The organism is Pseudomonas putida, from assembly GCA_029953615.1.
GTDB lineage: Bacteria > Pseudomonadota > Gammaproteobacteria > Pseudomonadales > Pseudomonadaceae > Aquipseudomonas.
On the sequence record CP124529.1, the window covers coordinates 3,831,723 to 3,855,607 of the forward strand.

General features: G+C 64.1%; 24 protein-coding genes and 1 pseudogene. 11 read left to right on the forward strand and 14 right to left on the reverse strand.

Going from position 1 to position 23,885, the window contains the following annotated elements; all coding sequences use genetic code 11:
* The first annotated feature begins 128 nt into the window (after nucleotides 1-128).
* Nucleotides 129-464 (forward strand): helix-hairpin-helix domain-containing protein, encoded by a 336-nt coding sequence (locus tag QIY50_17600; protein WGV19216.1) that lies wholly within the window; start codon nucleotides 129-131, stop codon nucleotides 462-464.
* 284 nt (nucleotides 465-748) lie between these two features.
* On the opposite strand, the gene QIY50_17605 is transcribed toward QIY50_17600, so the two are convergent.
* Entirely contained in the window at nucleotides 749-916 is a 168-nt protein-coding gene (locus QIY50_17605; GenBank protein ID WGV19217.1) for a DUF2897 family protein, read from the reverse strand.
* A gap of 181 nt (nucleotides 917-1,097) precedes the next feature.
* Between QIY50_17605 and pyrF the strand changes: the two genes are divergently transcribed.
* Nucleotides 1,098-1,799 carry an orotidine-5'-phosphate decarboxylase gene (gene pyrF / locus QIY50_17610; protein ID WGV19218.1) on the forward strand — a complete coding sequence of 234 codons (702 nt, stop codon included), beginning with the start codon at nucleotides 1,098-1,100 and terminating at the stop codon, nucleotides 1,797-1,799.
* 126 nt (nucleotides 1,800-1,925) lie between these two features.
* On the opposite strand, the gene QIY50_17615 is transcribed toward pyrF, so the two are convergent.
* Together QIY50_17615 and QIY50_17620 are read right to left on the reverse strand one after the other, a co-directional pair.
* Nucleotides 1,926-2,951: an acyltransferase family protein gene (locus tag QIY50_17615; GenBank protein ID WGV19219.1), complete on the reverse strand. Its 1,026-nt coding sequence runs from the start codon at nucleotides 2,949-2,951 to the stop codon at nucleotides 1,926-1,928.
* A gap of 260 nt (nucleotides 2,952-3,211) precedes the next feature.
* Nucleotides 3,212-4,213, reverse strand: a complete 1,002-nt coding sequence (locus tag QIY50_17620; GenBank protein ID WGV19220.1) for an NADP-dependent oxidoreductase — start codon at nucleotides 4,211-4,213, stop codon at nucleotides 3,212-3,214.
* Between the two features lie 175 nt (nucleotides 4,214-4,388).
* On the opposite strand from QIY50_17620, the gene QIY50_17625 reads away from it, so the two are divergent.
* Nucleotides 4,389-5,150 (forward strand): SDR family oxidoreductase, encoded by a 762-nt coding sequence (locus QIY50_17625; protein WGV19221.1) that lies wholly within the window; start codon nucleotides 4,389-4,391, stop codon nucleotides 5,148-5,150.
* Between the two features lie 59 nt (nucleotides 5,151-5,209).
* Here QIY50_17625 and QIY50_17630 read toward each other — a convergent pair.
* A pseudogene (locus tag QIY50_17630) lies at nucleotides 5,210-6,386 on the reverse strand (MFS transporter).
* A 214-nt stretch (nucleotides 6,387-6,600) separates the two neighbouring features.
* On the opposite strand from QIY50_17630, the gene QIY50_17635 reads away from it, so the two are divergent.
* Both QIY50_17635 and QIY50_17640 read left to right on the forward strand, forming a co-directional pair.
* Nucleotides 6,601-7,998: a PLP-dependent aminotransferase family protein gene (locus QIY50_17635; GenBank protein WGV19222.1), complete on the forward strand. Its 1,398-nt coding sequence runs from the start codon at nucleotides 6,601-6,603 to the stop codon at nucleotides 7,996-7,998.
* A 116-nt stretch (nucleotides 7,999-8,114) separates the two neighbouring features.
* A complete protein-coding gene (locus tag QIY50_17640; GenBank protein WGV19223.1) occupies nucleotides 8,115-10,055 on the forward strand; it encodes a methyl-accepting chemotaxis protein in 1,941 nt (646 codons plus the stop codon).
* A gap of 144 nt (nucleotides 10,056-10,199) precedes the next feature.
* On the opposite strand, the gene QIY50_17645 is transcribed toward QIY50_17640, so the two are convergent.
* Entirely contained in the window at nucleotides 10,200-11,390 is a 1,191-nt protein-coding gene (locus QIY50_17645) for a benzoate/H(+) symporter BenE family transporter (protein ID WGV19224.1), read from the reverse strand.
* A gap of 145 nt (nucleotides 11,391-11,535) precedes the next feature.
* Between QIY50_17645 and QIY50_17650 the strand changes: the two genes are divergently transcribed.
* On the forward strand, nucleotides 11,536-12,138 hold the full coding sequence (locus QIY50_17650) for a glutathione S-transferase family protein (GenBank protein ID WGV19225.1): 603 nt from the start codon (nucleotides 11,536-11,538) through the stop codon (nucleotides 12,136-12,138).
* A 130-nt stretch (nucleotides 12,139-12,268) separates the two neighbouring features.
* On the opposite strand, the gene QIY50_17655 is transcribed toward QIY50_17650, so the two are convergent.
* The 5 genes from QIY50_17655 to QIY50_17675 form a co-directional block, all read right to left on the reverse strand.
* Nucleotides 12,269-12,640, reverse strand: a complete 372-nt coding sequence (locus QIY50_17655; protein WGV19226.1) for a glutaredoxin — start codon at nucleotides 12,638-12,640, stop codon at nucleotides 12,269-12,271.
* Between the two features lie 59 nt (nucleotides 12,641-12,699).
* Nucleotides 12,700-13,245, reverse strand: a complete 546-nt coding sequence (gene folE / locus QIY50_17660) for a GTP cyclohydrolase I FolE (protein WGV19227.1) — start codon at nucleotides 13,243-13,245, stop codon at nucleotides 12,700-12,702.
* Nucleotides 13,246-13,315: 70 nt separating this feature from the next.
* A complete protein-coding gene (locus tag QIY50_17665; GenBank protein ID WGV19228.1) occupies nucleotides 13,316-13,876 on the reverse strand; it encodes a Smr/MutS family protein in 561 nt (186 codons plus the stop codon).
* Nucleotides 13,877-14,050: 174 nt separating this feature from the next.
* The gene (locus QIY50_17670) at nucleotides 14,051-14,371 is read right to left on the reverse strand and encodes a hypothetical protein (protein ID WGV19229.1); all 321 of its coding nucleotides are present in this window, start codon (nucleotides 14,369-14,371) and stop codon (nucleotides 14,051-14,053) included.
* Between the two features lie 84 nt (nucleotides 14,372-14,455).
* Entirely contained in the window at nucleotides 14,456-15,046 is a 591-nt protein-coding gene (locus QIY50_17675) for a cysteine hydrolase family protein (GenBank protein ID WGV19230.1), read from the reverse strand.
* Between the two features lie 180 nt (nucleotides 15,047-15,226).
* On the opposite strand from QIY50_17675, the gene prmB reads away from it, so the two are divergent.
* Complete coding sequence (gene prmB, locus QIY50_17680; protein ID WGV19231.1) at nucleotides 15,227-16,135, forward strand: 50S ribosomal protein L3 N(5)-glutamine methyltransferase; 909 nt, start codon at nucleotides 15,227-15,229, stop codon at nucleotides 16,133-16,135.
* Nucleotides 16,136-16,244: 109 nt separating this feature from the next.
* Here the strand turns inward: prmB and QIY50_17685 are convergent, their stop codons facing one another.
* The 3 genes from QIY50_17685 to QIY50_17695 all read right to left on the reverse strand — a co-directional run bounded on the left by QIY50_17685 (nucleotide 16,245) and on the right by QIY50_17695 (nucleotide 19,448).
* Entirely contained in the window at nucleotides 16,245-17,027 is a 783-nt protein-coding gene (locus QIY50_17685) for a hypothetical protein (protein ID WGV19232.1), read from the reverse strand.
* Nucleotides 17,028-17,228: 201 nt separating this feature from the next.
* On the reverse strand, nucleotides 17,229-18,191 hold the full coding sequence (locus QIY50_17690) for an alpha/beta fold hydrolase (GenBank protein WGV19233.1): 963 nt from the start codon (nucleotides 18,189-18,191) through the stop codon (nucleotides 17,229-17,231).
* A gap of 291 nt (nucleotides 18,192-18,482) precedes the next feature.
* Nucleotides 18,483-19,448 carry a transposase gene (locus QIY50_17695; GenBank protein ID WGV19234.1) on the reverse strand — a complete coding sequence of 322 codons (966 nt, stop codon included), beginning with the start codon at nucleotides 19,446-19,448 and terminating at the stop codon, nucleotides 18,483-18,485.
* A 297-nt stretch (nucleotides 19,449-19,745) separates the two neighbouring features.
* Between QIY50_17695 and aroC the strand changes: the two genes are divergently transcribed.
* The 3 genes from aroC (at nucleotide 19,746) to QIY50_17710 (ending at nucleotide 22,661) form a co-directional block, all read left to right on the forward strand.
* On the forward strand, nucleotides 19,746-20,837 hold the full coding sequence (gene aroC, locus QIY50_17700) for a chorismate synthase (protein ID WGV19235.1): 1,092 nt from the start codon (nucleotides 19,746-19,748) through the stop codon (nucleotides 20,835-20,837).
* Between the two features lie 133 nt (nucleotides 20,838-20,970).
* A complete protein-coding gene (locus tag QIY50_17705; protein WGV19236.1) occupies nucleotides 20,971-22,125 on the forward strand; it encodes an MFS transporter in 1,155 nt (384 codons plus the stop codon).
* Nucleotides 22,125-22,661, forward strand: a complete 537-nt coding sequence (locus QIY50_17710) for an oxidase (GenBank protein WGV19237.1) — start codon at nucleotides 22,125-22,127, stop codon at nucleotides 22,659-22,661. Before QIY50_17705 ends, QIY50_17710 begins: the two co-directional genes overlap by 1 nt.
* Nucleotides 22,662-22,773: 112 nt before the next feature.
* Here QIY50_17710 and QIY50_17715 read toward each other — a convergent pair whose 3' ends face one another.
* A complete protein-coding gene (locus QIY50_17715) occupies nucleotides 22,774-23,046 on the reverse strand; it encodes a DUF3509 domain-containing protein (GenBank protein WGV19238.1) in 273 nt (90 codons plus the stop codon).
* 265 nt (nucleotides 23,047-23,311) lie between these two features.
* Between QIY50_17715 and QIY50_17720 the strand changes: the two genes are divergently transcribed.
* Nucleotides 23,312-23,836 (forward strand): ankyrin repeat domain-containing protein, encoded by a 525-nt coding sequence (locus tag QIY50_17720; GenBank protein WGV19239.1) that lies wholly within the window; start codon nucleotides 23,312-23,314, stop codon nucleotides 23,834-23,836.
* The last annotated feature ends 49 nt before the right edge of the window (nucleotides 23,837-23,885 follow it).

Genomic DNA, 23,885 nt, shown 5'->3' on the forward strand with positions numbered 1-23,885 from the left:
TTATGTCGGATTCGGTAACGATTAACTGGGCCAAGTGCCTGTTTGCAAAATGGCAGAGCCGCTAGGGTTGATTGCGCAGCCGAAGGAAAACGGCTGCTGGTAAATGACCAACCCAAGGAGTGTTCACCATGCGTAACAACGTTCTGTCGTACCTGCTGCTGCCGCTGTTCGCCAGCCTGTCCTTTTCCCTTAGCGCGGCCCCGGCCAACGTCACGGCGCTGCCCGAGCCGGTACCGGTGGTAAGCCAGCAGCAGGCCCAGCAGCCGCAGCGGCTGGACCTTAATACGGCTGATGCGCTGACTTTGCAGAAGGAGTTGAACGGCATAGGGAAGGCCAAGGCCGAGGCCATCGTGGCCTACCGGGAGGCCAATGGGCCGTTTGCTTCGGTGGATGAGTTGCTGGAGATCAAGGGCATTGGCAATGCGTTGCTGGAGCGTAACCGGGACAAGGTGATGGTGGAGTAAGTAGGGGGAGGGTGAGCCTGGCGGTTTGGGGTTGCCTTCTGAAACCAGGGCTGCTTTGCAGCCCATCGCGATACAAGACCGCTCCTGCAGGGGATACGCGGATACAGGCCGACATGGGATTTCTATCGGTATGCAATCCTTTGTAGGCGCGGCCTTGTGTCGCTAAAGGTGGCGCAAAGTGCGCCCAATAAATATCAAATAAAACAGTAAGTTAATTCTTTGCTTTGCCTGCCGTCAAAATACTGCTCTGAATAAATGGCCAATAAGCCCTTTGCTTTGACCTTTCAGCGGTCTTGCGCGTCCTTGGCATCCGCTTCGGCATTGCGCTCATGGACCTTGCGTAGCTGTTCTTCGGTCAGTGGCAGTTTTTTTGCCGTATCGCGCAGCAGCATCAGCCCGCCAACGATCGAGCCGAGGGCTATGATGAGGATCAGCCAGGCATACCAGGGCATTGTCGTTCTCCTTTGCTGGTGATGGGCAGCGCTTGTACGAATATTGAGCAATTGCCCGTTCCGTTGGTTCAATTATAGGGGCCAGCCACTGCCGGGCCAATTCCGTGACCCGCGGGCCCCAAAGCCTGCGCCACTTCGTTTACAATGCGCGCCGTTTTCGACTTGCCAAGAGACCCTGCCCATGTCCGCCTGCCAGACGCCCCTGATCGTCGCCCTGGATTTCCCTACCCGTGAGGCCGCCCTGAAGCTGGCTGACCAGCTTGACCCTGCGCTGTGCCGGGTCAAGGTTGGCAAGGAGCTGTTCACCAGCAGCGCTTCGGGCATTGTCGAAACCCTGTGCGACAAGGGCTTCGAAGTGTTCCTGGACCTCAAGTTCCACGACATCCCCAACACTACCGCCATGGCGGTGAAGGCTGCGGCCGAGATGGGGGTGTGGATGGTCAACGTGCATTGCTCCGGTGGCCTGCGCATGATGGCGGCTTGCCGTGAAGAGCTGGCCAAGCGCAGCGGCGCGCAGCCGCTGCTGATTGGCGTGACCGTGCTGACCAGCATGGAGCGTGAAGACCTGGCCGGCATCGGCCTGGATGTCGACCCGCAAGAGCAGGTGCTGCGCCTGGCGGCGCTGGCCCAGAAGGCCGGCATGGACGGCCTGGTGTGCTCGGCGCTGGAGGCCCCGGCGCTGAAGGCGGCGCATCCGTCGCTGCAACTCGTGACCCCGGGTATTCGCCCGGCGGGCAGTGCGCAGGACGACCAGCGCCGTATCCTCACCCCGCGCCAGGCACTGGATGCGGGTTCGGATTACCTGGTAATCGGCCGCCCGATCAGCCAGGCCGCCGACCCGGCACAGGCGCTGGCTGCGGTGGTGGCGGAGATTCGCGGGTAAGTAGCCGTATCATTGAAAAGGGCCAGTACGAAAGTGCTGGCCTTTTTTGTTTCCGGCTGCCTGGCACAGAAGAACACAACCTTTGGAGCGAGTGCGATACCTGGGGAGCAGGTGTGGCTTCGACGGTCAGATCACGACGCGCACGGGCTTGATCAGCCTGATCAGGTAGATCGGTATCAGCGTCAACACGAATACCGCCACCGCCAGCAGCGGTATCAGCCACGCCAGTGAATGCCCTTCGATCAGCGGGCCATAGACGATGCTGGCCCTGTTCATGATGAACACGTGCAAGCAGTAAAGCCCCAGCGTGCAGGCAGACAGCTCGGCTAGCAGCTTGCTATGCCATACCAGCTGGCCACCCAGTGCAATAAGCAGGCGGAAGGCGCAGATGGCGGCCAGCACCACCAGCGGCGACATGTAGGAATAGAAGACCTGGCTGGGCACGCCTTGCAGCACCGACAGGGCGTGGGTGGCGGCGGCGGTCAGGGCACCGCTGACGAAGAACCCGCCAAGGTTTACCCAGGCGTTGCCAGGGCCATGCAGCCGAATGTGTTCGAATACATAAGCCCCCAGGAATGCGTAACCCGCAAACCCCATGAACGAAAACAATTCATAGGTAACGGTCAGGTTGGCCAGCGCTGGAGCGAACTGCGCGAAGGTGGGGAGCAGGCAACTGACCGCTAGCCACAGGCCCAGGAAAACCCGCTTTTCCTGTGGGCCGGAATGCTGGTAGACCTTGGCCATGAACGGCATGAACAAGTAGATGCCGATGATCGCGTACAAGTACCAGAGGTGGTAGTAGACGGGGCCTTGGAGCATGGCCAGTGCGGCTTGCCACACACTGCCATGCCCGACGCCCATTTCAGCCCGCCACAGTGCGTAGAACACAGACCAGAACAGCAGCGGCGGCAGTATGCGCACGAAACGCTTCTGATAGAACCTGACGGCACCTTCCGAGCGGTTCAATAGCAGGGCGCCGGACAGCATCAGGAAAAGCGGTACGCAAGACCGGACCAGCGAGTTGTAGATATTGGAGGACATCCAGTTGTCATCCAGTTGGGTTGCCCCGGCCGAAGCGATGTGAAGAACTACCACCATGAAGCAGGCGACGATCCTGCAAAAGTCCAGCCCGGTATTCAAGCGTTGCTGCATCGGTTGCCCACCTTTTCGCTGCCTTGCGCAATGGGTGCTTGTGGATGCCTGAATTTAAGTCTGGCGAGGGAAACTGCAAGCGGCGAATGTGCCACAACACGGGTTTATGGCGAGATCTCAAGGCATACCCCGTCCTGTAGACGCGGCCTTGTGTCGTGATAGGGCCGCAACGCAGCCCCAGGGTTTCAGCGTTGATGCAGATATTGCCGGGGCCGCTGTGCGGCCCAATCGCCGGCAAGCCAGTGTTGGCTACCTCAATCTCACACCTTCAACACCAACTTGCCAAAATTCTCACCACTGAACAGCTTCAGCAATGTCTCGGGGAAGGTCTCCAGCCCTTCCACCACATCCTCCTTGCTCTTCACCTGCCCGCTGGCCAGCCACCCGGCAATCTCCAGCGCGGCCTTGCCATAGTCCTTGGCGTAATCCATCACCACAAAGCCTTCCATGCGCGCGCGGTTCACCAGCAGCGACAAGTAATTGGCCGGGCCTTTCACCGCTTCCTTGTTGTTGTACTGGCTGATTGCGCCGCAAATCACGATGCGAGCCTTGAAGTTGATGCGGGTCAGCACGGCGTCGAGGATGTCGCCGCCGACGTTGTCGAAGTATACGTCCACGCCTTTGGGGCACTCGCGCTTCAGGCCGGCCAGCACGTCTTCGGCCTTGTAGTCGATCACCCCGTCAAAGCCCAGTTCGTCCTTCAGGTACTGGCACTTCTCGGCGCCGCCGGCAATGCCGATCACGCGGCAGCCTTTGATCTTGGCAATTTGCCCGACAATGCTGCCCACCGCGCCGGCCGCGCCGGAAATGACCACGGTTTCACCAGCCTTGGGCTGGCCTACCTCCAGCAGGGCGAAGTAGGCGGTCATGCCGGTCATGCCCAGCGCCGACAGGTAGCGCGGCAGCGGCGCCAGGTTGGGATCGATCTTGTGCAGGCCCTGGGGTTCGCCAGTGAAATAGTCCTGCACACCCAGCGCACCGCTAACGTGGTCACCTGGTTTGAAACCCGGGTGGTTGGAGGCAACCACTTCGCCAACACCCAGTGCGCGCATCACCTGGCCCAGGGCCACGGGCGGGATGTAGGACTTGCCTTCGTTCATCCAGCCGCGCATGGCCGGGTCCAGCGACAGGTACAGGTTGCGTACCAGTACCTGGCCTTCGCCGGGTTGTTCGGCGGGCACGGTCTCGAAGCTGAAGTCGTCACGGCGCACGGCGCCGACCGGGCGTTTGGCGAGCAGGAAGCGGCGGTTGGTATGGGTCATGGCGAGTCCTTGTGAGCAGTGGAGGGGGGAGGCATTAAATCTACCTTGTTGATGTAGGCAGGTCCTTAACATCACTGACAAGCATGGTAGCCCAACCGGTGGGGTGATGATGCTGCCCGGCCGGGTGATGGCTGACTATGCTCTGAACCCCACCAAGCACGCTTCGGAGCACGCTATGAGCATGACCTTTTCCGGCCAGGTAGCCCTGGTCACCGGCGGTGCCGCCGGCATCGGCCGGGCAACCGCCCTGGCTTTCGCCCAGGAGGGCCTGAAGGTGGTGGTGGCCGACCTCGACCCGGCCGGTGGCGAGGCTACTGTGGCGTCGATTCACGCTGCGGGTGGCGAGGCGCTGTTCATTGCCTGTGACGTTACCCGCGAGGCCGAGGTGCGCCAACTGCACGAGCGCCTGATCGCCGCCTATGGCCAGTTGGACTATGCCTATAACAATGCCGGTATCGAGATCGAGCAGGGCCGCCTGGCCGAGGGTAGCGAGGCGGAATTCGATGCCATCATGGGCGTCAACGTGAAGGGTGTGTGGCTGTGCATGAAGTACCAGCTGCCGTTGCTGCTGGCCCAGGGCGGAGGGGCGATCGTCAATACCGCTTCGGTGGCGGGCCTGGGCGCGGCGCCGAAGATGAGCATCTACAGTGCTTCCAAGCACGCGGTGATCGGGCTGACCAAGTCGGCGGCCATCGAGTACGCCAAGAAAGGCATTCGGGTTAATGCGGTGTGCCCGGCGGTGATCGACACCGACATGTTCCGCCGCGCCTATGAGGCCGACCCGCGCAAGGCGGAGTTTGCCGCTGCCATGCACCCGGTGGGGCGCATTGGCAAGGTCGAGGAAATTGCCAGCGCCGTGCTGTACCTGTGCAGCGACGGTGCGGCGTTTACTACCGGGCATTGCCTGACGGTGGATGGTGGGGCTACGGCGATCTGAGCCGAAACCGCGTCGGCTTCTTCGCGGGCATGCCCGCTCCCACAGGTGCCCCGCTGGCCTCAGGGCTGGTGATATCCCTGTGGGAGCGGGCAAGCCCGCGAAGAGGCCCTGGCAGACCACCACAATGCCAGCCCTACAACCACACATCCCACCATCAACACCCCACCAAACACCAGCAACGCCAACCGCGACCCCAGCCGGTCACTCAGCAATCCGGTGAAGATCACCGGCAGGCTGAACCCCAGGTACGCCAGCAGGAAGAACCCGGCACTGGCCCGTGTCTTTTCGCTTCCAGCCAGCTGGTTCACCGCCGCCAGCCCGCCCAGGTAGATAAACCCGTAGCACGCGCTGCTGGCCGCCACCGTCCCCAGCAACACTGCGCCCAGCCGGCCGCTGTCTGCTCCCCAGGCCAGCACGGCATAGCTGCACGGCAATATCACCAGCCCCAGCAAGGTGGCCCTACGGCTGCTGAGGCGCCGGGCCATGGGCTGGAACAACAACCCGCAGCTGATCACGCAAAAGGTCGAGAACCCCGACCAGGCGCTGAGCCCATGCTGGCGCAGGATGCCGGGCAGCAGGGCGATCACCAGCCCCACGCAGGCCCACGCCAGCAAAATGGCCAAGCCATAGGCTACGCTGCCACGCGGGTAGCAGGGCAGGCGCAGCATGGGGTTGCGTTGTGCCGGGCGGGTGTCGGGCAGGCGCCACACCAGCAACATGGCCAGCACCGCCAGCAGCAATTGCAGGTGGAAGCTGCCTGGGGTCAGGCTGGGGCCGCTGAGCAGAAACAGGCTGGTCAGCGCCGCGCCCAGGCCAAAGCCCAGCGAGGTACTGGCGGTAACCCAGTTGGCGGCGCGGGCATTGTCCGTGCCACCCATCAGCTCACCCATGTAGGCGGTGGCCGTGGCCGAGGCCAGGCCGGTGCCCAGGCCGAGGAACAGGCGCGCCAGGCCGAGGGTTTGCAGGCTGGGGGCCAGCAGCATCAGCACGGTGGCGACCATCGACAAGGCCAGTGCGGCAAGCACCAGTGGCCGGCGCCCGACACGGTCGGCCAGCCCGCCCTGGGCCAGCAGCACGGGTAGCACGCCGAGCACATAGCCGGAGAAGGCCACTGCGGTGGCGGCGGCGCCGTTGGCCGGAAAGGTCGGCGTAGGTGATGTACAGCGGGGCCTGCAGGTTGACGGCCAGGGTGATCAGGCAGAGGGCGAAGGCCAGGCGGGCCGGGGCAGTGGGCATGGTAGGGGTCCTGGTTTTCTGGTGGCTGTTCCGGCCTCTTCGCGGGCACGCCCGCTCCCACAGGGATCGCGCAGAACGCAGTACCTGTGGGAGCGGGCATGCCCGCGAAAAGGCCGGGCCTGCCTACTCTGATGCCGGCCCATTCCCCTCACCAGACACACCTACAACCCTTTTATGCTTAACTGTTTGCTCAAAACCAGCGAACACTTGCCCCATGCATCTGCCCCTAGACCGCTCCAGCCCCACCCCCTTGGTGCAGCAACTCACCGACCACCTGCAAACCTGGATCGACCAACAACGCCTGCGCCCCGGCGCGCGCCTGCCGTCGATCCGGGCCTTGGCACGCAGCCAGGCGGTCAGTGCGTCGTGTGTGATCGAGGCGTACGACCGCCTGGTCGCCTGCGGCTGGCTGGAGGCCCGCCACGGCACCGGTTTTTTCGTCGCCGAGCGCAAACCCGGCCTGGCCGTGGAAGACGCCCAACCCTGGGGCGAGGCCGGCGACGGCAGCTGGCGGCAGTTCCGCGAAGGCCATGACGAATTGCTCAAGCTGGGCTGTGGTTGGTTGCCCAGCAGTTGGCGCGCCGCCACCGAACTGGCCCAGGCAGTACGCCAGGTCAGCCGCGGCAACCCGCAGGACCTGTTCGACTATTGCCCGCCACTGGGCCTGGCCAGCCTGCGCCAACAGCTGCACAAACGCCTGGCGCAACTGGGCATCGCCGCCGGCCCCGAACGCATCCTCACCACCCACGGCGCCAGCCACGGCCTCGACCTGCTGGTGCGCACCCTGCTGCGCCCGGGCGACACGGTGCTGGTGGAAAACCCCGGCTACTACAACCTGTTCAACCTGCTGCGCCAGCACCAGGTGCACATGCTGCCGGTACCGCGTACCGCCGACGGCCCGGACCTGCCCGCCCTCGAAGCCCTGCTGGCCGCGCACAAGCCGCGCTGCCTGTTCATCAACAGCCTGTACCACAACCCCACCGGCACCAGCCTGACGCCCAAGGTGGCCTACCGCCTGCTGGAGCTGGCCCGCGAGCATGACCTGCGCATTATCGAGGACGATATCTACGCCGACTTCCAGGAGGGCTCGGCCACCCGCCTGGCTACTCTCGACAGTGAGCAACGGGTGATCTACATGGCCAGCTTCTCGAAAACCCTCAGCAGCTCGCTGCGGGTCGGCTACCTGGTCGCCGAGCCGGCGTTGCTGGCGCGCCTGGCCGAGTTGAAGATGGTCAGCGGCATCGGCACCTCGCGCTTTGCCGAGCAGGTGGTGGGGCAGATGCTGGCCAACGGTAGTTACCGCAAGAGCGTGCAGCGCCTGCGCGTGCGCTTGGGGCAGCACATGGCCCGGCTGCTCGGCCAGCTGGAACAGGCGGGCTGGCAGGTGTTCTGCGAGCCCTACGGCGGCATGTTCGTCTGGGCCCGCGTGCCAGGCCGGGATTTCGCCAGCCTGGAGCGCCTGGCGCTGGAACACGATGTGCTGCTCACCCCCGGCAGCGCCTTCGATTACCAGGGTGCGACCAACGACTGGCTGCGCATCAATGTCGCTTATGGGCAGGACGCTCGCGCCCAGGCCTTCCTTCAGCACGCAGGGCGACCTCTGCCAAGCTGATAGCGACACGCTCATAGCTATTTGACACTATTCTGACGTCAGGCCCTTGTTCATCGGCTGGCATCGTTGCCACCCTTGGCCTTCGGTATAACCTCGCACGCAGAAGGGGAATCGGCATGGGCGCGAGCAAGCACGGTGTGCTGGCCAACCTGGGCATGGCCCGCAAACTCGGCCTGGGCTTCGCCCTGGTGTTGGTGCTGACCTTGGCGGTGGCGGCCATCGGCATTGCCGCGCTGCACAGTGTTGGCCAACGCTTCGACAGCCTGCGCCAGCTGGCCCAGTTCAATACCGACCTGCTGCGCTTGCGCCAGCACGAGCAGGCCTTTGCCCTGCGCTCCGACCTGCAGCAGGCCGAGGCCTTGCGCAGCGGCCTGCAGGGCCTGGCCGAACGTGCCCGTGGCCTGCCGTCGCTGGCGGCGGCGGAAACCGACCTGGCGGCCTATGGCAAGGCATTCGAAGCCTTTGTCGAGGCGGTGCAGGCCAAGGAGCTGGCGCTGGATATGGCCAGCTGGTCGGTGTCCAGCGTGGCCAACAACCTCGACGTGCTGCAGGCCGGCCTTGCCGATGACGGCGTGTATACCCTCAAGCAGTCCCAGGGCCAGCAGGGCGGCGCGTTCCTTGAGCAGGCCGCGCAGGTGGCGCAGGTATCGCGGCTGATGCTGCAGGCCATGGACGAAGCGCGAGTACGCCTGGAAAAAAGCCGCAAGGGCGAAGAGGGCGTCAGCCAGGAACGTATTGCCCAGACTGTCGAGGCCGCCAGCCTGGTCAGCCAGTTGCAGGGCGCCGTCAGCGATGCCGGTTACCAGAGTGTGCTGGGCGAAGTGGCCGGGCACATTGGCAGCTTCTCGGAAAAACTCAACGAATACACCGACCAGCTGGCCCGCGAGCAGGGCTTGAAGGCGCAGCTGCAGGCCAGTGCCGAGCAAGTCACCAGTCGGGTTGACCAGGCCTACCTGGGGCAGGAACAGGCCCTGCAGGGCGAACTGCAACGCAATGCCGTGGCCATCGGCCTGGCCACGGCATTGGCGCTGCTGGTGGGTGTGCTGGCGGCCTGGCTGATCACCCGCGCCGTAGTCGGGCCGCTCAAGCATGTGATCGCCCGCGCCCAGCGCATTGCCGCTGGCGAGCTGGGCTTTGACGCCCAGGCGCCGCGCCGTGACGAGGTAGGGCAACTGATGCAGGCCATGCAGCAGATGGCGGAGGGCCTGTCGGGCATTGTCAGCGGTTTGCAGCAGGGTATCGAGCAGCTGGCCGGCAGTGCGCAGGCGCTGTCGGCGGTGACCGAGCAGACCAACCGCGAGGTGGGCAGCCAGAAGGAAGAGACCGAGCAGGTGGCCACGGCCATGCAGCAGATGACCGCCACGGTGCACGATGTGGCGCGCAATGCCGAAGAGGCGGCGCAGGCGGCCCAGGCTGCGGATGAGAAGGTGGATTCCGGGCAGCAGGTGGTGCGCCAGAGCATGCAGCGCATCGAGCAGCTGGCGGCGGCGGCGGAGACGGCCAGCGCCGGTATCGACAGCCTCAGTGCCGAGATCCACACCATTGGCGACGTGCTGGAAGTGATCAAGAGCGTGGCCGAGCAGACCAACCTGCTGGCGCTGAATGCCGCTATCGAAGCGGCTCGGGCGGGTGAGCAAGGGCGTGGCTTTGCCGTGGTCGCTGATGAGGTGCGTGCCCTGGCGCGGCGCACCCGGCAGTCTACCGAGCAGATCGAGACCTTGGTCGCCAGCCTGCGCGGTAATGCCCAGCAGTCGGTGGCGCAGATTCGCGGCAGCACCGAGCTGGTGCGCCTTGCGGTAGCCGATGCGCTGCACACCGAAAGCGCGCTGGGCAGCATTGCGGCGGCGGTGTCATTGATCCAGCAGATGAACCAGCAGATTGCCGCGGCGGCCGAGCAGCAGAGCTCGGTGGCGGAAGAGATCAGCCGCAGCGTCACGCAGATCCGCGGCAGTGCCGATCAGGCGGCGTTGGCGATGCAGGATAATGCCCGGTCGAGTATTGAGCTGGCGCAGTTGGGCACCGACCTGAAGGGGATGGTGGGGCATTTCAGGTTGTGAGCCAGCCCCGGGGCGTTGTGCTGCATGTAACGGCCTCTTCGCGGGCACGCCCGCTCCCACAGGGATACCACAATGCTGAATATTGTGTGTTCCCTGTGGGAGCGGGCGTGCCCGCGAACAGGCCGATACAGGCAACAAATACCTTCAGGCCCTGCGCGGGTTGAGGATCATCAAGGCCAGCACCCCCGCCACAATCCCCCAGAACGCCGAGCCGATCGAAAACAGGGTCAGCCCCGAAGCGGTAACCATGAAGGTAATCACCGCCGCCTCCCGCTCACGCGCTTCGCTCATGGCCACGGTCAGCCCGTTCATGATCGAGCCGAACAGCGCCAGCGCCGCAATCGACAGCACCAGTTCCTTCGGCAGGGCCGCAAACAGCGCCGCCAAAGTCGCGCCGAACACCCCGGCAATGCCATAGAAAATCCCGCACCACACCGCCGCGGTGTAACGCTTGGCGGGGTCTTCATGGGCGTGCGGCCCGGTGCAGATCGCTGCGCTGATCGCCGCCAGGTTGACCCCGTGCGAGCCAAACGGCGCCAGCAGCAGCGAGGCAAAACCGGTGGCCGAGATCAGCGGCGAAGCCGGCACCTGGTAGCCGTCCGCTCGCAGCACGGCCACACCCGGCATGTTCTGCGAGGTCATCGCCACCACGAACAGCGGAATGCCGATGCTGATGGTCGCCCCCAGCGAGAAGCTTGGTGTGGTCCACACCGGCGTGGCCGCTTCCAGGCGAAAGCCGCTGAAGTCCAGCAGGCCCAGGGCGCCAGACAGCGCCGTGCCCACCAGCAGGGCGGCCAGTACGCAGTAACGCGGCGACAGGCGCTTGACCAGCAGGTAGCTGAAGAACATGCCCAGTACCAGTAAGGTGCGGTGCTGGGCGGCAACGAAGATTTCGCTGCCGATCTTGAACAGAATGCCCGCCAGCAGCGCCGAGGCCAGCGAAGCCGGGATGCGCCTGACCAGGCGCTCGAAGCTGCCGGTCAGGCCACAGACCAGCACCAGCAAGGCACAGGTGATGTAGGCGCCGATCGCTTCGCCATAGCTGACCCCGCCCAGGCTGGTGATCAGCAAGGCGGCGCCGGGGGTGGACCAGGCCACGGTGATCGGTGTGCGGTAACGCAGCGACAGGCCGATGCTGCAAACCGCCATGCCGATCGACAGTGCCCAGATCCATGATGAAATCTGCGCGCTGGTCAGCCCGGCGGCCTGCCCGGCCTGGAACATCAGTACCAGCGAGCTGGTATAGCCGGTGAGCATGGCGATAAAGCCGGCGACAACCGCCGAGGGGGAGCTGTCTGCCAGGGGCCGCAGGCGTGCCGAAGTGGCATCGGTCATGAACAAAATCCTTGTAAAGGTGTAAGCAGTTTTTTCAGACTACAGCGAGCAAGGTTGATCCTTGCCATACAGCGGCCATTGCTTTTAGCCGTACAGTCGCCAACTATTGGGCGCAAATGCAGAACTGCTTGGGAGTGGAAGGGCGATGTACAAGGTCTATGGCGACTACCAGTCGGGCAACTGTTACAAGGTAAAGCTGATGTTGAGCCTGCTGGGCCGGCCATATGAATGGCACCCGGTGGACATACTCAAGGGCGAGACTGAAACGCCCGAGTTCCTGGCGATGAACCCCAACGGCAAGGTCCCGGTGCTGGGGCTGGAGGACGGCAGCTACCTGTGGGAATCCAATGCCATTCTCAACTTCCTGGCCGATGGCAGCGAGTTCCTGCCCACCGAGCCACGCCTGCGCACCCAGGTGCTGCAGTGGCAGTTCTTCGAGCAGTACAGCCATGAGCCGTACATTGCCGTGGCGCGTTTCATCCAGTTCTACCTGGGGTTGCCGGACGAGCGCGTGGAGGAGTACCGCAAGCTGCACAAGGGTGGTTACAAGGCACTGAGGGTGATGGAGCGGCAGTTGCAGATGACACCTTACCTGGTCGGCGAGCAGTATTCGATTGCCGATGTGGCGTTGTATGCCTATACCCACGTGGCGCATCAGGGTGGGTTCGACCTGGCCGATTACCCGGCGGTGCGGGCCTGGCTGGAGCGCGTCAGCAGCCACCCGCGGCATGTGCCAATGGTGGGTTGATCTTTAGCCTGTACCGGCCCTATCGCCGGCAAGCCAGCTCCCACAGGCTCACCACAGGGCTGAATATTGTGGGGTCCCTGTGGGAGCTGGCTTGCCGGCGATAGGGCCGGTACAGGAAACCTGCAAACTGTCAGGCCGAAGCGAACCGCTCATCCAGGTAGGCAATGATCGCCTTGGACTCATACATCCAGGTCACCTTGCCCGCTTCTTCAATGCGCAGGCACGGCACTTTCACCCGGCCGCCACCTTCCTGCAGGGCCTGGCGGTGCAGCGGGTCGTTCTTGGCATCGCGCAGCGCCACCGGCACGTTCAAACGGTGCAGGGTGCGGCGGGTCTTGACGCAGAACGGGCAGGCGTGGAACTGGTACAGCGCCAGGCCCTTGGCCGCTTGCTCGACGCGAGCCTGGGCGGCGGCGTCGCGCTTGCGCTTCGCCGGGCGGCTGATCCAGTCGCCGAACACGATGAGCTGGCCGAGGCCAACCCGCAGGGCTTTGACGATCATGGGCAACTCCTGAAATGCAAAAGCCGACCCGGCAGGGTCGGCTCGGGGTCAGCAGCCAATCACTTGATCAGGCTGAGGAACTCGCTGCGGGTGGCGGCGTTTTCGCGGAACTCACCCAGCATCACCGAGGTGATCATGGTCGAGTTCTGCTTTTCGACACCGCGCATCATCATGCACATGTGCTTGGCTTCGATGACAACGGCAACGCCGGCGGCACCGGTTACCTGCTGCACGGCCTCGGCAACCTGGCGGCTGAGGTTTTCCTGGATCTGCAGGCGGCGGGCGTACATGTCGACGATGCGCGCCACCTTCGACAGGCCCAGTACCTTGCCCTTGGGCAGGTAAGCCACGTGCGCCTTGCCGATGAACGGCAGCATGTGGTGTTCGCACATCGAATACAGCTCGATGTCCCGGACCAGCACCATTTCGCTGTTATCAGAGCTGAACAGCGCATTGTTGGTGACTTCTTCCAGTGTTTGCTCATAACCGCGGCAAAGGTACTTCATCGCCTTTGCAGCCCGCTTGGGCGTGTCGAGCAGGCCCTCACGGGAGACGTCCTCGCCAATCTGGCTGAGGATCTCGGTGTAGTTCTGTTCCAGGGACATGGATCTACCTGTGGGAAAAAATCGCAAAAACGAAGGGTACGGCGGTGAGGGCGGCGCTGCAAGCGCGGCGTTACTCGTCGCGGCCTTCGAGCATGGTTCGCTTGAGCATCACATATACCGCGCCGGTGCCGCCGTGGCGGGCGTTGCACGAGGCAAAACCGAGCACCTGCGGGTGCTGGCGCAGCCAGGTGTTGACGTGGCTCTTGATCATCGGGCGCTTGCCGTCCAGGCGCGCGGCCTTGCCGTGGGTAACCCGCACGCAGCGCACTTCCAGTCTGGTGGCTTCGGCGATGAAGTCCCACAGGGTTTCGCGGGCTTTTTCCACGGTCATGCCGTGCAGGTCCAGGCTGCCCTCGAACGGGATCTGCCCCAGCTTCAGCTTGCGCAGCTGGCCTTCCTGCACGCCATCACGGCGCCACAGCAGCTCGTCTTCGGCGCCAACGTCGATGACGAACTGGTCGGACATGCCGTCGATCACCAGCGCCTTGTCACTGCGCACGGTCGCCGCCTGGCGCAGGCCGGCCAGCTTCTGGCGGTCGGCCTTGGGCTTGCCGACTTCGGCGCGGTCGTGACTGATCGGTTTGACACCGCGCACTTCGGCCTTGAACAGGGAAAAATCGTCGTCTTGCATGATGCCTCCACGTGGGCGGCGTAGTTTACGCGACTGTGGGGCGGTATGCAGCCTGTGCGGGCTCTTTCGCGGGCACGCCCGCTCCCACAGGGATATCACAGGGACTGAGGGCTGCGCGGTACCTGTGGGAGCGGGCATGCCCGCGAAGAGGCCGCTACAGGCAACACAGCCCTGTCAATCATGCTTCTTCATCAGGTGCGGCGACAGGTTCAGCTCGCGCCCGCGGCGCAGGCGAATGCGGCTGCGCCGCCAGAAGCGCACGCCCAGCCACAGCAGCAGCAAGCCGGCTACGGTGAGGATACCGGCTAGCGGTTTGTTGGCATTGAGTTCCGCCAGGGCAGGGTAATTGCCCAGCAGGCCGGCGACGCCGGCCATCGCCAGCAGTACGCCCAAGGTGGCCAGCAGGGCCGACAGGCCGGCCGCCAGGCGGGCGCCCCAGTTACGCGGTTGGCGCGGGCGCAGGCGCTTGGCGTCGAAACTGCCTTTGAGCTTCATTCCGCTTTCCTCTGTGGATATCCGGAATTCGACCAGGGGCCGCCCATCGGGTTCCGCCCGGCTGCCGGGCGGTTACCTGGCCGCTCAGATCAGGCTGGCGGTGGGCGCCACGCAAGCGAAGTTGTCGGCCATCACGGCCATTTCACACTGGTGGATCTGCGCGGCCGGGATCACCCCATCCTTGAATGCCAGGTCGCGGGTCGCCGAAGCGTCTTCCACCAGGGTGCAGCGGTAACCATAGTCCTTGGCGCGGCGTACCGTGGTGCTGACGCTGGAGTGGCTCATGAAACCGCAGACGATCAGGTCCAGGTGGCCCAGTTCCTGGAGTGTCTCGTGCAGTTTGGTGTTCTTGAACGCGTTGGGCATGCGTTTTTCGATGACGATTTCGCCTTCCAGCGGCTCCAGCCCCGGAATGAACTGGCCAGCCGGCCCTTGTGGGTCGAAGCGGCCACCGACAGTGCCCAGGTGGCGAACGTGGATGATCGGACGGCCGCTCTTGCGCGCAGCGTCGAGCAACCTGGCGATGTTGGCCACGGCCTCGTCCATGCCCGACAGCGCCAGGGGCCCGCTGAGGTACTCCTTTTGCGCATCGATGATGATCAGGCTGGCGTGGCTCAGCTTGGCCGGCGGGTAGTCGCGGCCAGTGAGGCGGAACATCGTGGTTGGAACGGACATCAAGGGCTCCTTGGATAGGGCTTTTGTATACCTATTGTCCCCTGCCTTGGCGCCAATGGGAATGGTTGACAACGTAAGCGGCATGGTTACTGGCCTGTGGCTAGCCATTGGGCAATGCAAAGGAACAAATGTGCGAGTGGGGCTGTTAGACTTTTGTCCGGTCTGAATTAGGAGTACCCCGTGATCACATCCCGCCTGCGCACGCTGCGCGACTACATTCGCTGGGCGGTCAGCCGCTTCCACGAGCACGACCTGTTCTTCGGCCACGGTGCCGACAATGCCTGGGATGAGGCCCGCCTGCTGGTGCTGGGGGCGGTGCACCTGCCGTGGGAGGTGGCCGACAGCTACCTGGACTGCATGCTTGAGGACGACGAGCGGGTACGCCTGCAGCACCTGCTCAAGCGCCGTATCGAAGAACGCGTGCCGGCCGCCTACCTGTTGGGCGAAGCCTGGTTCTGCGGCATGTCGTTCATCGTCGACGAGCGCGTGCTGGTGCCGCGCTCGCCGATTGGCGAGCTGATCGAGAAGCGCTTCGAGCCGTGGCTGGCGAGCGAACCGGCGCGCATTCTCGACCTGTGCACCGGTTCCGGCTGCATCGGCATCGTTGCCGCCGACGTGTTCCCCGAGGCCGAGGTGGTGCTGGCCGACCTGTCGTTCGAAGCGCTCGAAGTGGCCAACCAGAACATCGAACGCCACGGCCTGGACGGGCGCGTGTACACCGTGCAGGGCGACGGTTTTGGCGGCTTGCCGGGGCAGCGTTTCGATCTGATATTGTCCAACCCGCCGTATGTCGACGCAGAGGACTTCGACGACATGCCGGCCGAGTACCACCATGAGCCCGAGCTGGGCCTTGCCTGTGGCAACGATGGCCTGGACCTGGTGCGGCGGATGCTGGCCGAAGCGGCGGACCACCTGACCGACAAGGGCTTGCTGATTGTCGAGGTGGGCAACAGCCAGGTGCATGTCGAGGCGCTGTACCCCGAGGTGGACTTTGCCTGGCTGGAGTTCGAGCGCGGCGGGCATGGGGTATTCATGCTGACTGCCGAGCAGTGCCGCCAGCATCAGGAACTGTTCAAGGCCCGCGTCTGACTCCAGGGCCTCTTCGCGGGCTTGCCCGCTCCCACAGGTACAGCGCCGTCCTCAGGCTTTGCGCAATACCTGTGGGAGCGGGCGCGCCCGCGAAGCAGGCAACGCGGTGTCAGCGCGTGGCAATCCAGATCAGCAACCCCGCCTGGAACACCGCAAATGCCACCAGGCAGGTAATGGTAAAGCGCAACCCGCTGTCTTCACGCTGGTACTTGGCAACCCGTTCATCGCGCTCACGCAGTTGCCCTTCCTTCTCCTGCAACTGCTGGTCAGCCTGCTGCAGCAGGCCGGCAGCATCCAGTATCCCCACTCGCTGCAAGCGCTCGCTGTTCCACGCCCCCTTGAGCTCGCCCACCGTCATTTCCACGGTACGGCCCTTCAGATGCTGGCTGTCCTCGTACTCCACCTCGATACCCATCCCGCGCAGGCAGTGGTCACGACGCAGGCGTGAGTCTTCGTTCAGCGCATCCTTGCTCGGCAGCGCCATGCCCTCGATCCGGTAGTGCGACCACTTGCGCTGCAGCCACTGCGCGGCCTGAGCCAGCAGGAAGCGGCCGATGCCACGGTTCAGCGGCTCCAGTTGCAGGCCATGTTCATTGCCGATGCGCACCAGGCGCGCGGAGTGGTCGACGCGAATGTCCAGGCGGTTCTGTTCCTTGTGCACCTTCTGCCCGGGCAGCTGGATTTCCATGCGCAGCAGGCTGTGCGCCTTGTCGTGACGCTCGGCATAGCCGAACTGCACAAAGCGCAGCGGCCGTGCGCCGGTGCTACGGTCAGTCGGCAGGGCGGCCAGGCGCAACAGCTGGAAATGTTCGGCGGCCAGCTCGGCCCAGGGCAGGGCGGTGCTTTCCTCGGGCTCTTCGGCCGGCTCTACGGCGGCGGGGGCGGTTGTCATCAGGGCTTGTCCTTGGGTTCGGGCATGCGGCAGGGGCTGCTGCGCAGCCCATCGCCGGCAAGCCAGCTCCCACAGGGACCGCACGGCATTCAGGCCTGTGGTATTCCTGTGGGAGCTGGCTTGCCGGCGATGGGGCGCGCCAGCGGCCCCAATGTTCCGCTATTACCGAAATTATCGGCCGTACCGGCCAAGACCTGAGGCTCAGGCAGAAGGCAAATGCTGGATAAACGTCACAATCTGCTCGCCAAGCTCCCTTGCCAGCGGCAGTTCCGGGTTCAGGTAGCTGTCGCGCTGCTGGCTCATCGCCTTGGGGCTGATACGCAGCATGTGGTTCATGCCATCGATCAGCACCAGCTGCGCATCCGGCTTGGCCGCCTTCAGCCGTTCGGCGTCGATCACGCCCACTTGCACGTCGTTGCGCCCTTGCACGATCAACGCGGGCATGGGCAGGCGGGCAAAGGCCGCCGCCGGGTTCTGCCGGAACAGTGAAATCAGGTAGGGCTGTACGCTGGGGCGGAATACCTGGCGCAGCGGTGCCGGCACTTCCAGGCTGGTCTGCCCGGCCTGCAGGCGGTCGAGCAGGGCGCTGCCACCCGCCAGTTGTGCCGGCGGCAGGCGCTGGGCCAGCTGTTCGCGCAGCACCTCGGCCAATGGCCGGCCGCTGCCGGCCAGGGTGATCACCGCACTGGCGCCGGCCTGCTCGGCGGCCAGGCTGGCGATCAGCGCGCCTTCGCTGTGGCCGACCAGGATCAACGGGCCGAAGCGTGGGTCGGCCTTGAGCTTGTGGCTCCAGGCGACCACGTCGTCCACGTAACGCTCCACGCTGAGGTCACGCTCGTCGGGCGTGGCCGGCTGGCTGGCGGCCACCCCGCGCTTGTCGTAGCGCACGCTGGCGATGTGCGCGTTGGCCAGCAGCAGGGCCAGGCGTTTGAGGTTGTCGACCCGGCCTGACGCCGGGTTGTTGCCGTCACGGTCGGTGGGGCCGGAGCCTGCGATGATCAGCACTACCGGTGGCGGGGTGGCCTGTTGCGGCAGCAGCAGGCTGCCATGCAGCACGCCCTGGCCGGTGTCGAGGTCGATCGGGCGTTGCAGCACGGTGGGGGCGGCGGCCTGGGCCAGGCCGGTGCACAGCAGGAAGAAGAGGGCGACGAGGCGCGACATCATGCGGTACTACATGGGGAGATGACGGTTTGACCCAGTGTTTGCGGGAAGGTTCTCGGGCTTTGTATAGCAGGTTCAGCCCCTTCGCGGGTGAACCCGCTCCCACAGGTACCGCAAATTGCCCAGGCCTGTGGTGATCCTGTGGGAGATTCTATGGCCGAAGGCAATTTCTCAGTAGAACCGTCTTCGGCCTCGTTCAGCAATCTCCAGGCACAAGTCAGCGCGCCAGAGAGTTTCTCTTCGGGCGTTGGGTGCTATCCGTCAGTTTCGTTGGGCTGCGCAGCAGCTCCAGCCTCAGCTGGCTGGTTTGGCACCTCCGGTATATATCTCGGGCTTCCAGTCGGCCTGATGCCTCATCAGACCGAAGGCCAGACGAGCCAAGCGACGTGCAAGGATTACCAAGGCTTGTGTGGTCTTCTTCCCGCGTGCTTGATGATGGGCGTAAAACTGCGACCAAGTCTTGGTTCGGCTGCCGCTCATCGAGGCGTTGTACAACAGCCTGCGAACCTCCGAGTCCCCACGCTTGCTCAACTTCCCTCTGCCTGCCCATTTACCAGATTGGGCAACCGTTACATCCATGCCCAGGTAAGCGACAAAGGCATCACTGTTCTTGAATTCGCCGCGCATGAAGGACATCACTAAGCCGGCAGCCGTTAAAAAGCCAACACCGGGAAGCTTCTGGACGCGACGCAACTGATCGGAAAGCCCCGCCGTCTTGATCACCGTACGCAGCTGTTTTTCAAGCATAAGCTCTACGCGCTTGACCGTTTCTTCAATGCTCTTGAGCGCTGAGGCAAACATCTTGTCGCCCGACAAACTCATCCGCAGCATGCCGCGCACGGCTACCAGTTTGGCGCGGCGACGCAGCAGCATCTGGATCTCACGATGCCCCGCAGGTGGCGGAACCCAGGCCTTCAAGGAACCTCGCTCGTTGCTAAGGAAACGGGCGAGCAAAGCGGCATCGTGGGCATCAGTTTTCGCCCGCACAGCAACGCTTTCCCGGTATTTGCTCAACCTCAAGCCGTCGATAACATAGACCGCAAAGCCCGCAGCGTGGGCCTGCTCCACCATTTCCATGTGATAAGTGCTGGTCGCTTCGATGGCCAGCGCTGAGCCTTTAGGCAGCGTCTTAAGCCAGGCTTTGATTGCTTTCGGGGTGTTGGGAATGGCGAAGGGTTTGGTGCTCGGAGCGCTTTGAATCACCAGTTCATCTTTGGCGGTGTCCACGCCAGCTTCGATTGGGGTTGCGGACATTGCCATGGATAGCTGCTCCTTGTAGCGTAGTGTGACTTGAAGGGCACACCCTGGCGCAGGCTTGCATCTATCGTCGTTTGCAAACGAGGCATTCCTTATCGGCGCTTGGGTGCTGAAAGGAGGAGGGGTGATTTCTCCCACGGTCTGTACTGCTGCGAACAGTCAGAAGCGAGTTATGACCCTCCTCCTCCCTTCAAGTCCTACCATACAAGCGGGTTTACCCGCGAAGAGGCCAGCACAGGCAACCCAACCATCTGTATACTGCCGCTTTCGTTCACTTCAGGCAGATCTCGCGGAGCGTCCATGTCCGGCAATACCTACGGCAAGCTGTTCACTGTCACCACCGCTGGCGAGAGCCATGGCCCGGCGTTGGTCGCCATTGTCGATGGATGCCCACCGGGCCTGGAAATTTCCCTCGCCGACCTGCAGCACGACCTCGACCGGCGCAAACCCGGCACCAGCCGACACACTACCCAGCGCCAGGAAGCCGACGAGGTGGAAATCCTCTCCGGCGTGTTCGAAGGCCGCACCACCGGCTGCTCGATCGGCCTGCTGATCCGCAACACCGACCAGAAGTCCAAGGACTACTCGGCGATCAAGGACCTGTTCCGCCCGGCCCACGCCGACTATACCTACCACCACAAGTACGGCATCCGCGACTACCGCGGCGGTGGCCGCAGTTCGGCCCGCGAAACCGCCATGCGCGTGGCCGCTGGCGCCATCGCCAAGAAGTACCTGGCCACCCAGGGCATCACCGTGCGCGGCTACATGAGCCAGCTGGGCCCGATCGAGATCCCGTTCAAGACCTGGGAGTCGGTGGAGCAGAACGCTTTCTTCAGCCCTGACCCAAGCAAAGTGCCGGAGCTGGAGGCCTACATGGACCAGCTGCGCCGTGACCAGGACTCGGTGGGTGCCAGGATTACAGTGGTCGCCGAAGGCGTGATGCCGGGCCTGGGCGAGCCGATCTTCGATCGCCTCGACGCCGAACTTGCCCACGCGCTGATGAGCATCAACGCGGTCAAGGGAGTGGAAATTGGCGCCGGCTTCGCCAGCGTGGCCCAGCGCGGCACTGAGCACCGTGACGAACTGACCCCGGAAGGCTTCCTCAGCAACAACGCTGGCGGCATCCTCGGCGGTATTTCTTCGGGCCAGCCGATCGTTGCCCACCTGGCACTGAAGCCGACCTCCAGCATCACCACCCCGGGCCGCTCCATCGACATCGACGGCAACCCGGTGGATGTCATCACCAAAGGCCGCCACGACCCGTGCGTGGGCATCCGCGCCACGCCGATCGCCGAGGCGATGATGGCCATCGTGCTGATGGACCACCTGCTGCGCCACCGCGCGCAGAATGCCGATGTGAAGGTGAATACCCCGGTGCTGGGCCAGCTCTGATTCGCCAGTACCGGCCTCTTCGCGGGCATGCCCGCTCCCACAGGTTCATCACCGCTGTCAGAATCTGTGGGTTCCCTGTGGGAGCGGGCGCGCCCGCGAAGAGGCCGGCACAGGTCCCCACAAGGCCACCCCCATGCAACCAATCCCCTACTGGCGCCTGTCCAGCTTCTACCTGTTCTACTTCGCCCTGCTCGGTTCCACCGCCCCGTTCCTGGCGCTGTACTTCGACCATCTGGGCTTCTCCTCGGCGCGCATCGGCGAGCTGGTGGCCATCCCCATGCTCATGCGCTGCATCGCCCCCAACCTGTGGGGCTGGCTGGGTGACCGCACCGGCCAGCGCCTGTTGATCGTGCGCCTGGGCGCGCTATCTACCCTGGCCACCTTCGCCCTGATCTTCCTGGGCAAAAGCTACGCCTGGCTGGCGCTGGTCATGGCCTTGCATGCCTTCTTCTGGCATGCGGTGCTGCCACAGTTCGAGGTCATCACCCTGGCCCACCTGCACGGGCAGACTGCACGCTACAGCCAGGTGCGCCTGTGGGGCTCGATCGGCTTCATCCTCACCGTGGTCGGCCTGGGCCGGCTGTTCGAGTGGCTGAGCCTGGATATCTACCCGGTGGCGCTGGTCACGATCATGGCCGGCATCGTCGCCGCCAGCCTGTTCGTGCCCAATGCCCAGCCGGTGGAGCAGGGCGAGCGCAGCGGCGCGGGCGGCTTCCTGCAGCAGCTGCGGGCACCGGGGGTGATCGCGTTCTACGCCTGCGTGGCGCTGATGCAGCTCAGCCACGGGCCGTACTACACCTTCCTCACCCTGCACCTGGAACACCTGGGCTATGCCCGGGGTGCCATCGGCTTGCTGTGGGCACTCGGGGTGGTAGCCGAAGTGTTGGTGTTCATGGCCATGAGCCGCATCTTCGCGCGCTTTTCCGTGCAGCGGGTACTGCTGGCCAGCTTCGTGCTGGCGGCTCTGCGCTGGCTGTTGCTGGGCAACCTGGCCGGCGAGCCGGCGGTACTGGTGTTCGCCCAGGTACTGCACGCGGCCACCTTCGGCTGCTTCCATGCCGCCAGCATCGCATTCGTCCAGGCCAGCTTCGGTGCCCGTCAGCAGGGTCAGGGCCAGGCGCTGTATGCGGCGCTATCGGGCACCGGCGGTGCGTTGGGGGCATTGTATTCGGGCTACAGCTGGAAACTGTTGGGGCCCACCTTCACCTTTGGTATGGCCAGTGCCGCAGCCGTGGCTGCAGCCGTTATCATTGCCCTTTGTTCGCAACCGACCAGGACCCGCCCCTGATGAGCATTCTCAGTGTTTTCCATTTCTCCAGCCCGGAACTGCCGAACAAGGTGCTGACCCACAACGACGACATCGCCGCTACCCTGGCCGAGCAGGGCGTGCACTTTGCCCATGCCGAGCATGGCCTGCGGGTGCGCCCGGGCACGGCTCAGGACGAGGTGCTGGAGGCCTGCCGCGGGTACCTGGACCAGTTGATGACGGCGCATGGCAGCAAGGCGTTCGTGGTGCTCAACCGTGACGGTGAGGCCCCGGCGCAGGTGAATGTGCGCGATGAGCATGTGCATGACACCGATGAGGTGTTCGCCGTGGTCAGCGGGCGGGCGCAAGTTGGCCTGCGGGTGGGGGAGTGGGTGTATTCGGTGCTGTGCGAGAAGGGTGACCAGTTGGTGGTGCCGGCGGGTACCCGGCGCTGGGTTGAGCTGGGCGATGTGCCGTTCTGCCTGGCGTTGCGGTTGTATGGCAGCGAGCAGGGCATGCAGCCGAGGTTTACCGGAGACGTGACTGCGCGGGCGTTCCTGGGCGTTGATGAGCTGTAATGGCTTTGCCGGCCTCTTCGCAGCGCAAGGCTGCTCCTACAGGGCCCTTGTCAGCCGGTACCTGTAGGAGCAGCCTTGCGCTGCGAAGAGGCCAGATCAGCCAACACAGAACTCAGCGATAAGTCGGCAAGGCAAACCGCTGCTGGCTCTGCAGCATCGAAATCACCGGCAATTCACTGGCCTGTTCGGCCAAGTCCCGGCGAATCGCACTGATCGCCCACGAAAGCTGCTCGGCACTGTGCAGTTGCGCATAGGTCAGCACCCGGCGGGTGACCTTGCCGTCAGCGGCGCGCAGGGTCAGCATGACACCGCCGTCGGGGCGGGCCTGGGTATTCACCTGATAGGCCGAAAATACCGAAACGAACTTTTCCTGGATGAGGTCCATATCAACTCCTGGCTGTTGCGTGGCAGACATGAGTTGATGTTTGCAGTGACCGTGCCAGAATGCATTTTTCGAAAAAATCCTTTAAATACAGTTGGTTAAGTGTGTTTTCCAAAGGCGTTGTCGTGCAACCTGCACGGTCGTGCATTTTGCACAGTGCATATTGCACGACCTGGCGCCAGCTATCGGCCCGATAGAATCTGAACCTTTGACCCGGCAGCCTTGCCTGACAAAGACTTGGGCAACGATTTCTGCCAGGAGGTTCCAGATGTCCAGCCAACCCACGCCCGCCACCATGACCGCCGACGAAACCGCTGCCTTCGCCGAGCAGGTATTCGAACGTGCCCGCCAAGGCGATGCCGAGATGCTCGGGCGCCTGTTGGCCAGCGGCCTGCCGGCCAACTTGCGCAACCACAAGGGCGACACCCTGCTGATGCTGGCCAGTTACCACGGCCACCACGACGCGGTGCGTGTATTGCTGGCGCACGGCGCCGACCCGCTGATTGCCAACGATAACGGCCAGCTGCCCATCGCCGGAGCCGCGTTCAAGGGCGACCTGGCCATGATCCGCCTGTTGCTGGAGCACGGCGTGCCGGTGGACGCAGCCGCACAGGATGGCCGCACCGCGTTGATGCTGGCGGCCATGTTCAACCGCAGCGAAATTATCGAGTACCTGCTGGCCCAGGGTGCCGACCCGGCCCGACAGGATGCCCGCGGGGCCACCGCGCTGATGGCAGCGCAAACCATGGGGGCGGTGGACGCCGCCGCGCGCCTGCAAGTGCTGGCCGGCTAACCGCAAGGGGGCATTTGCGGCTATCCTTGGCGACTTTTCACCCGTCGCA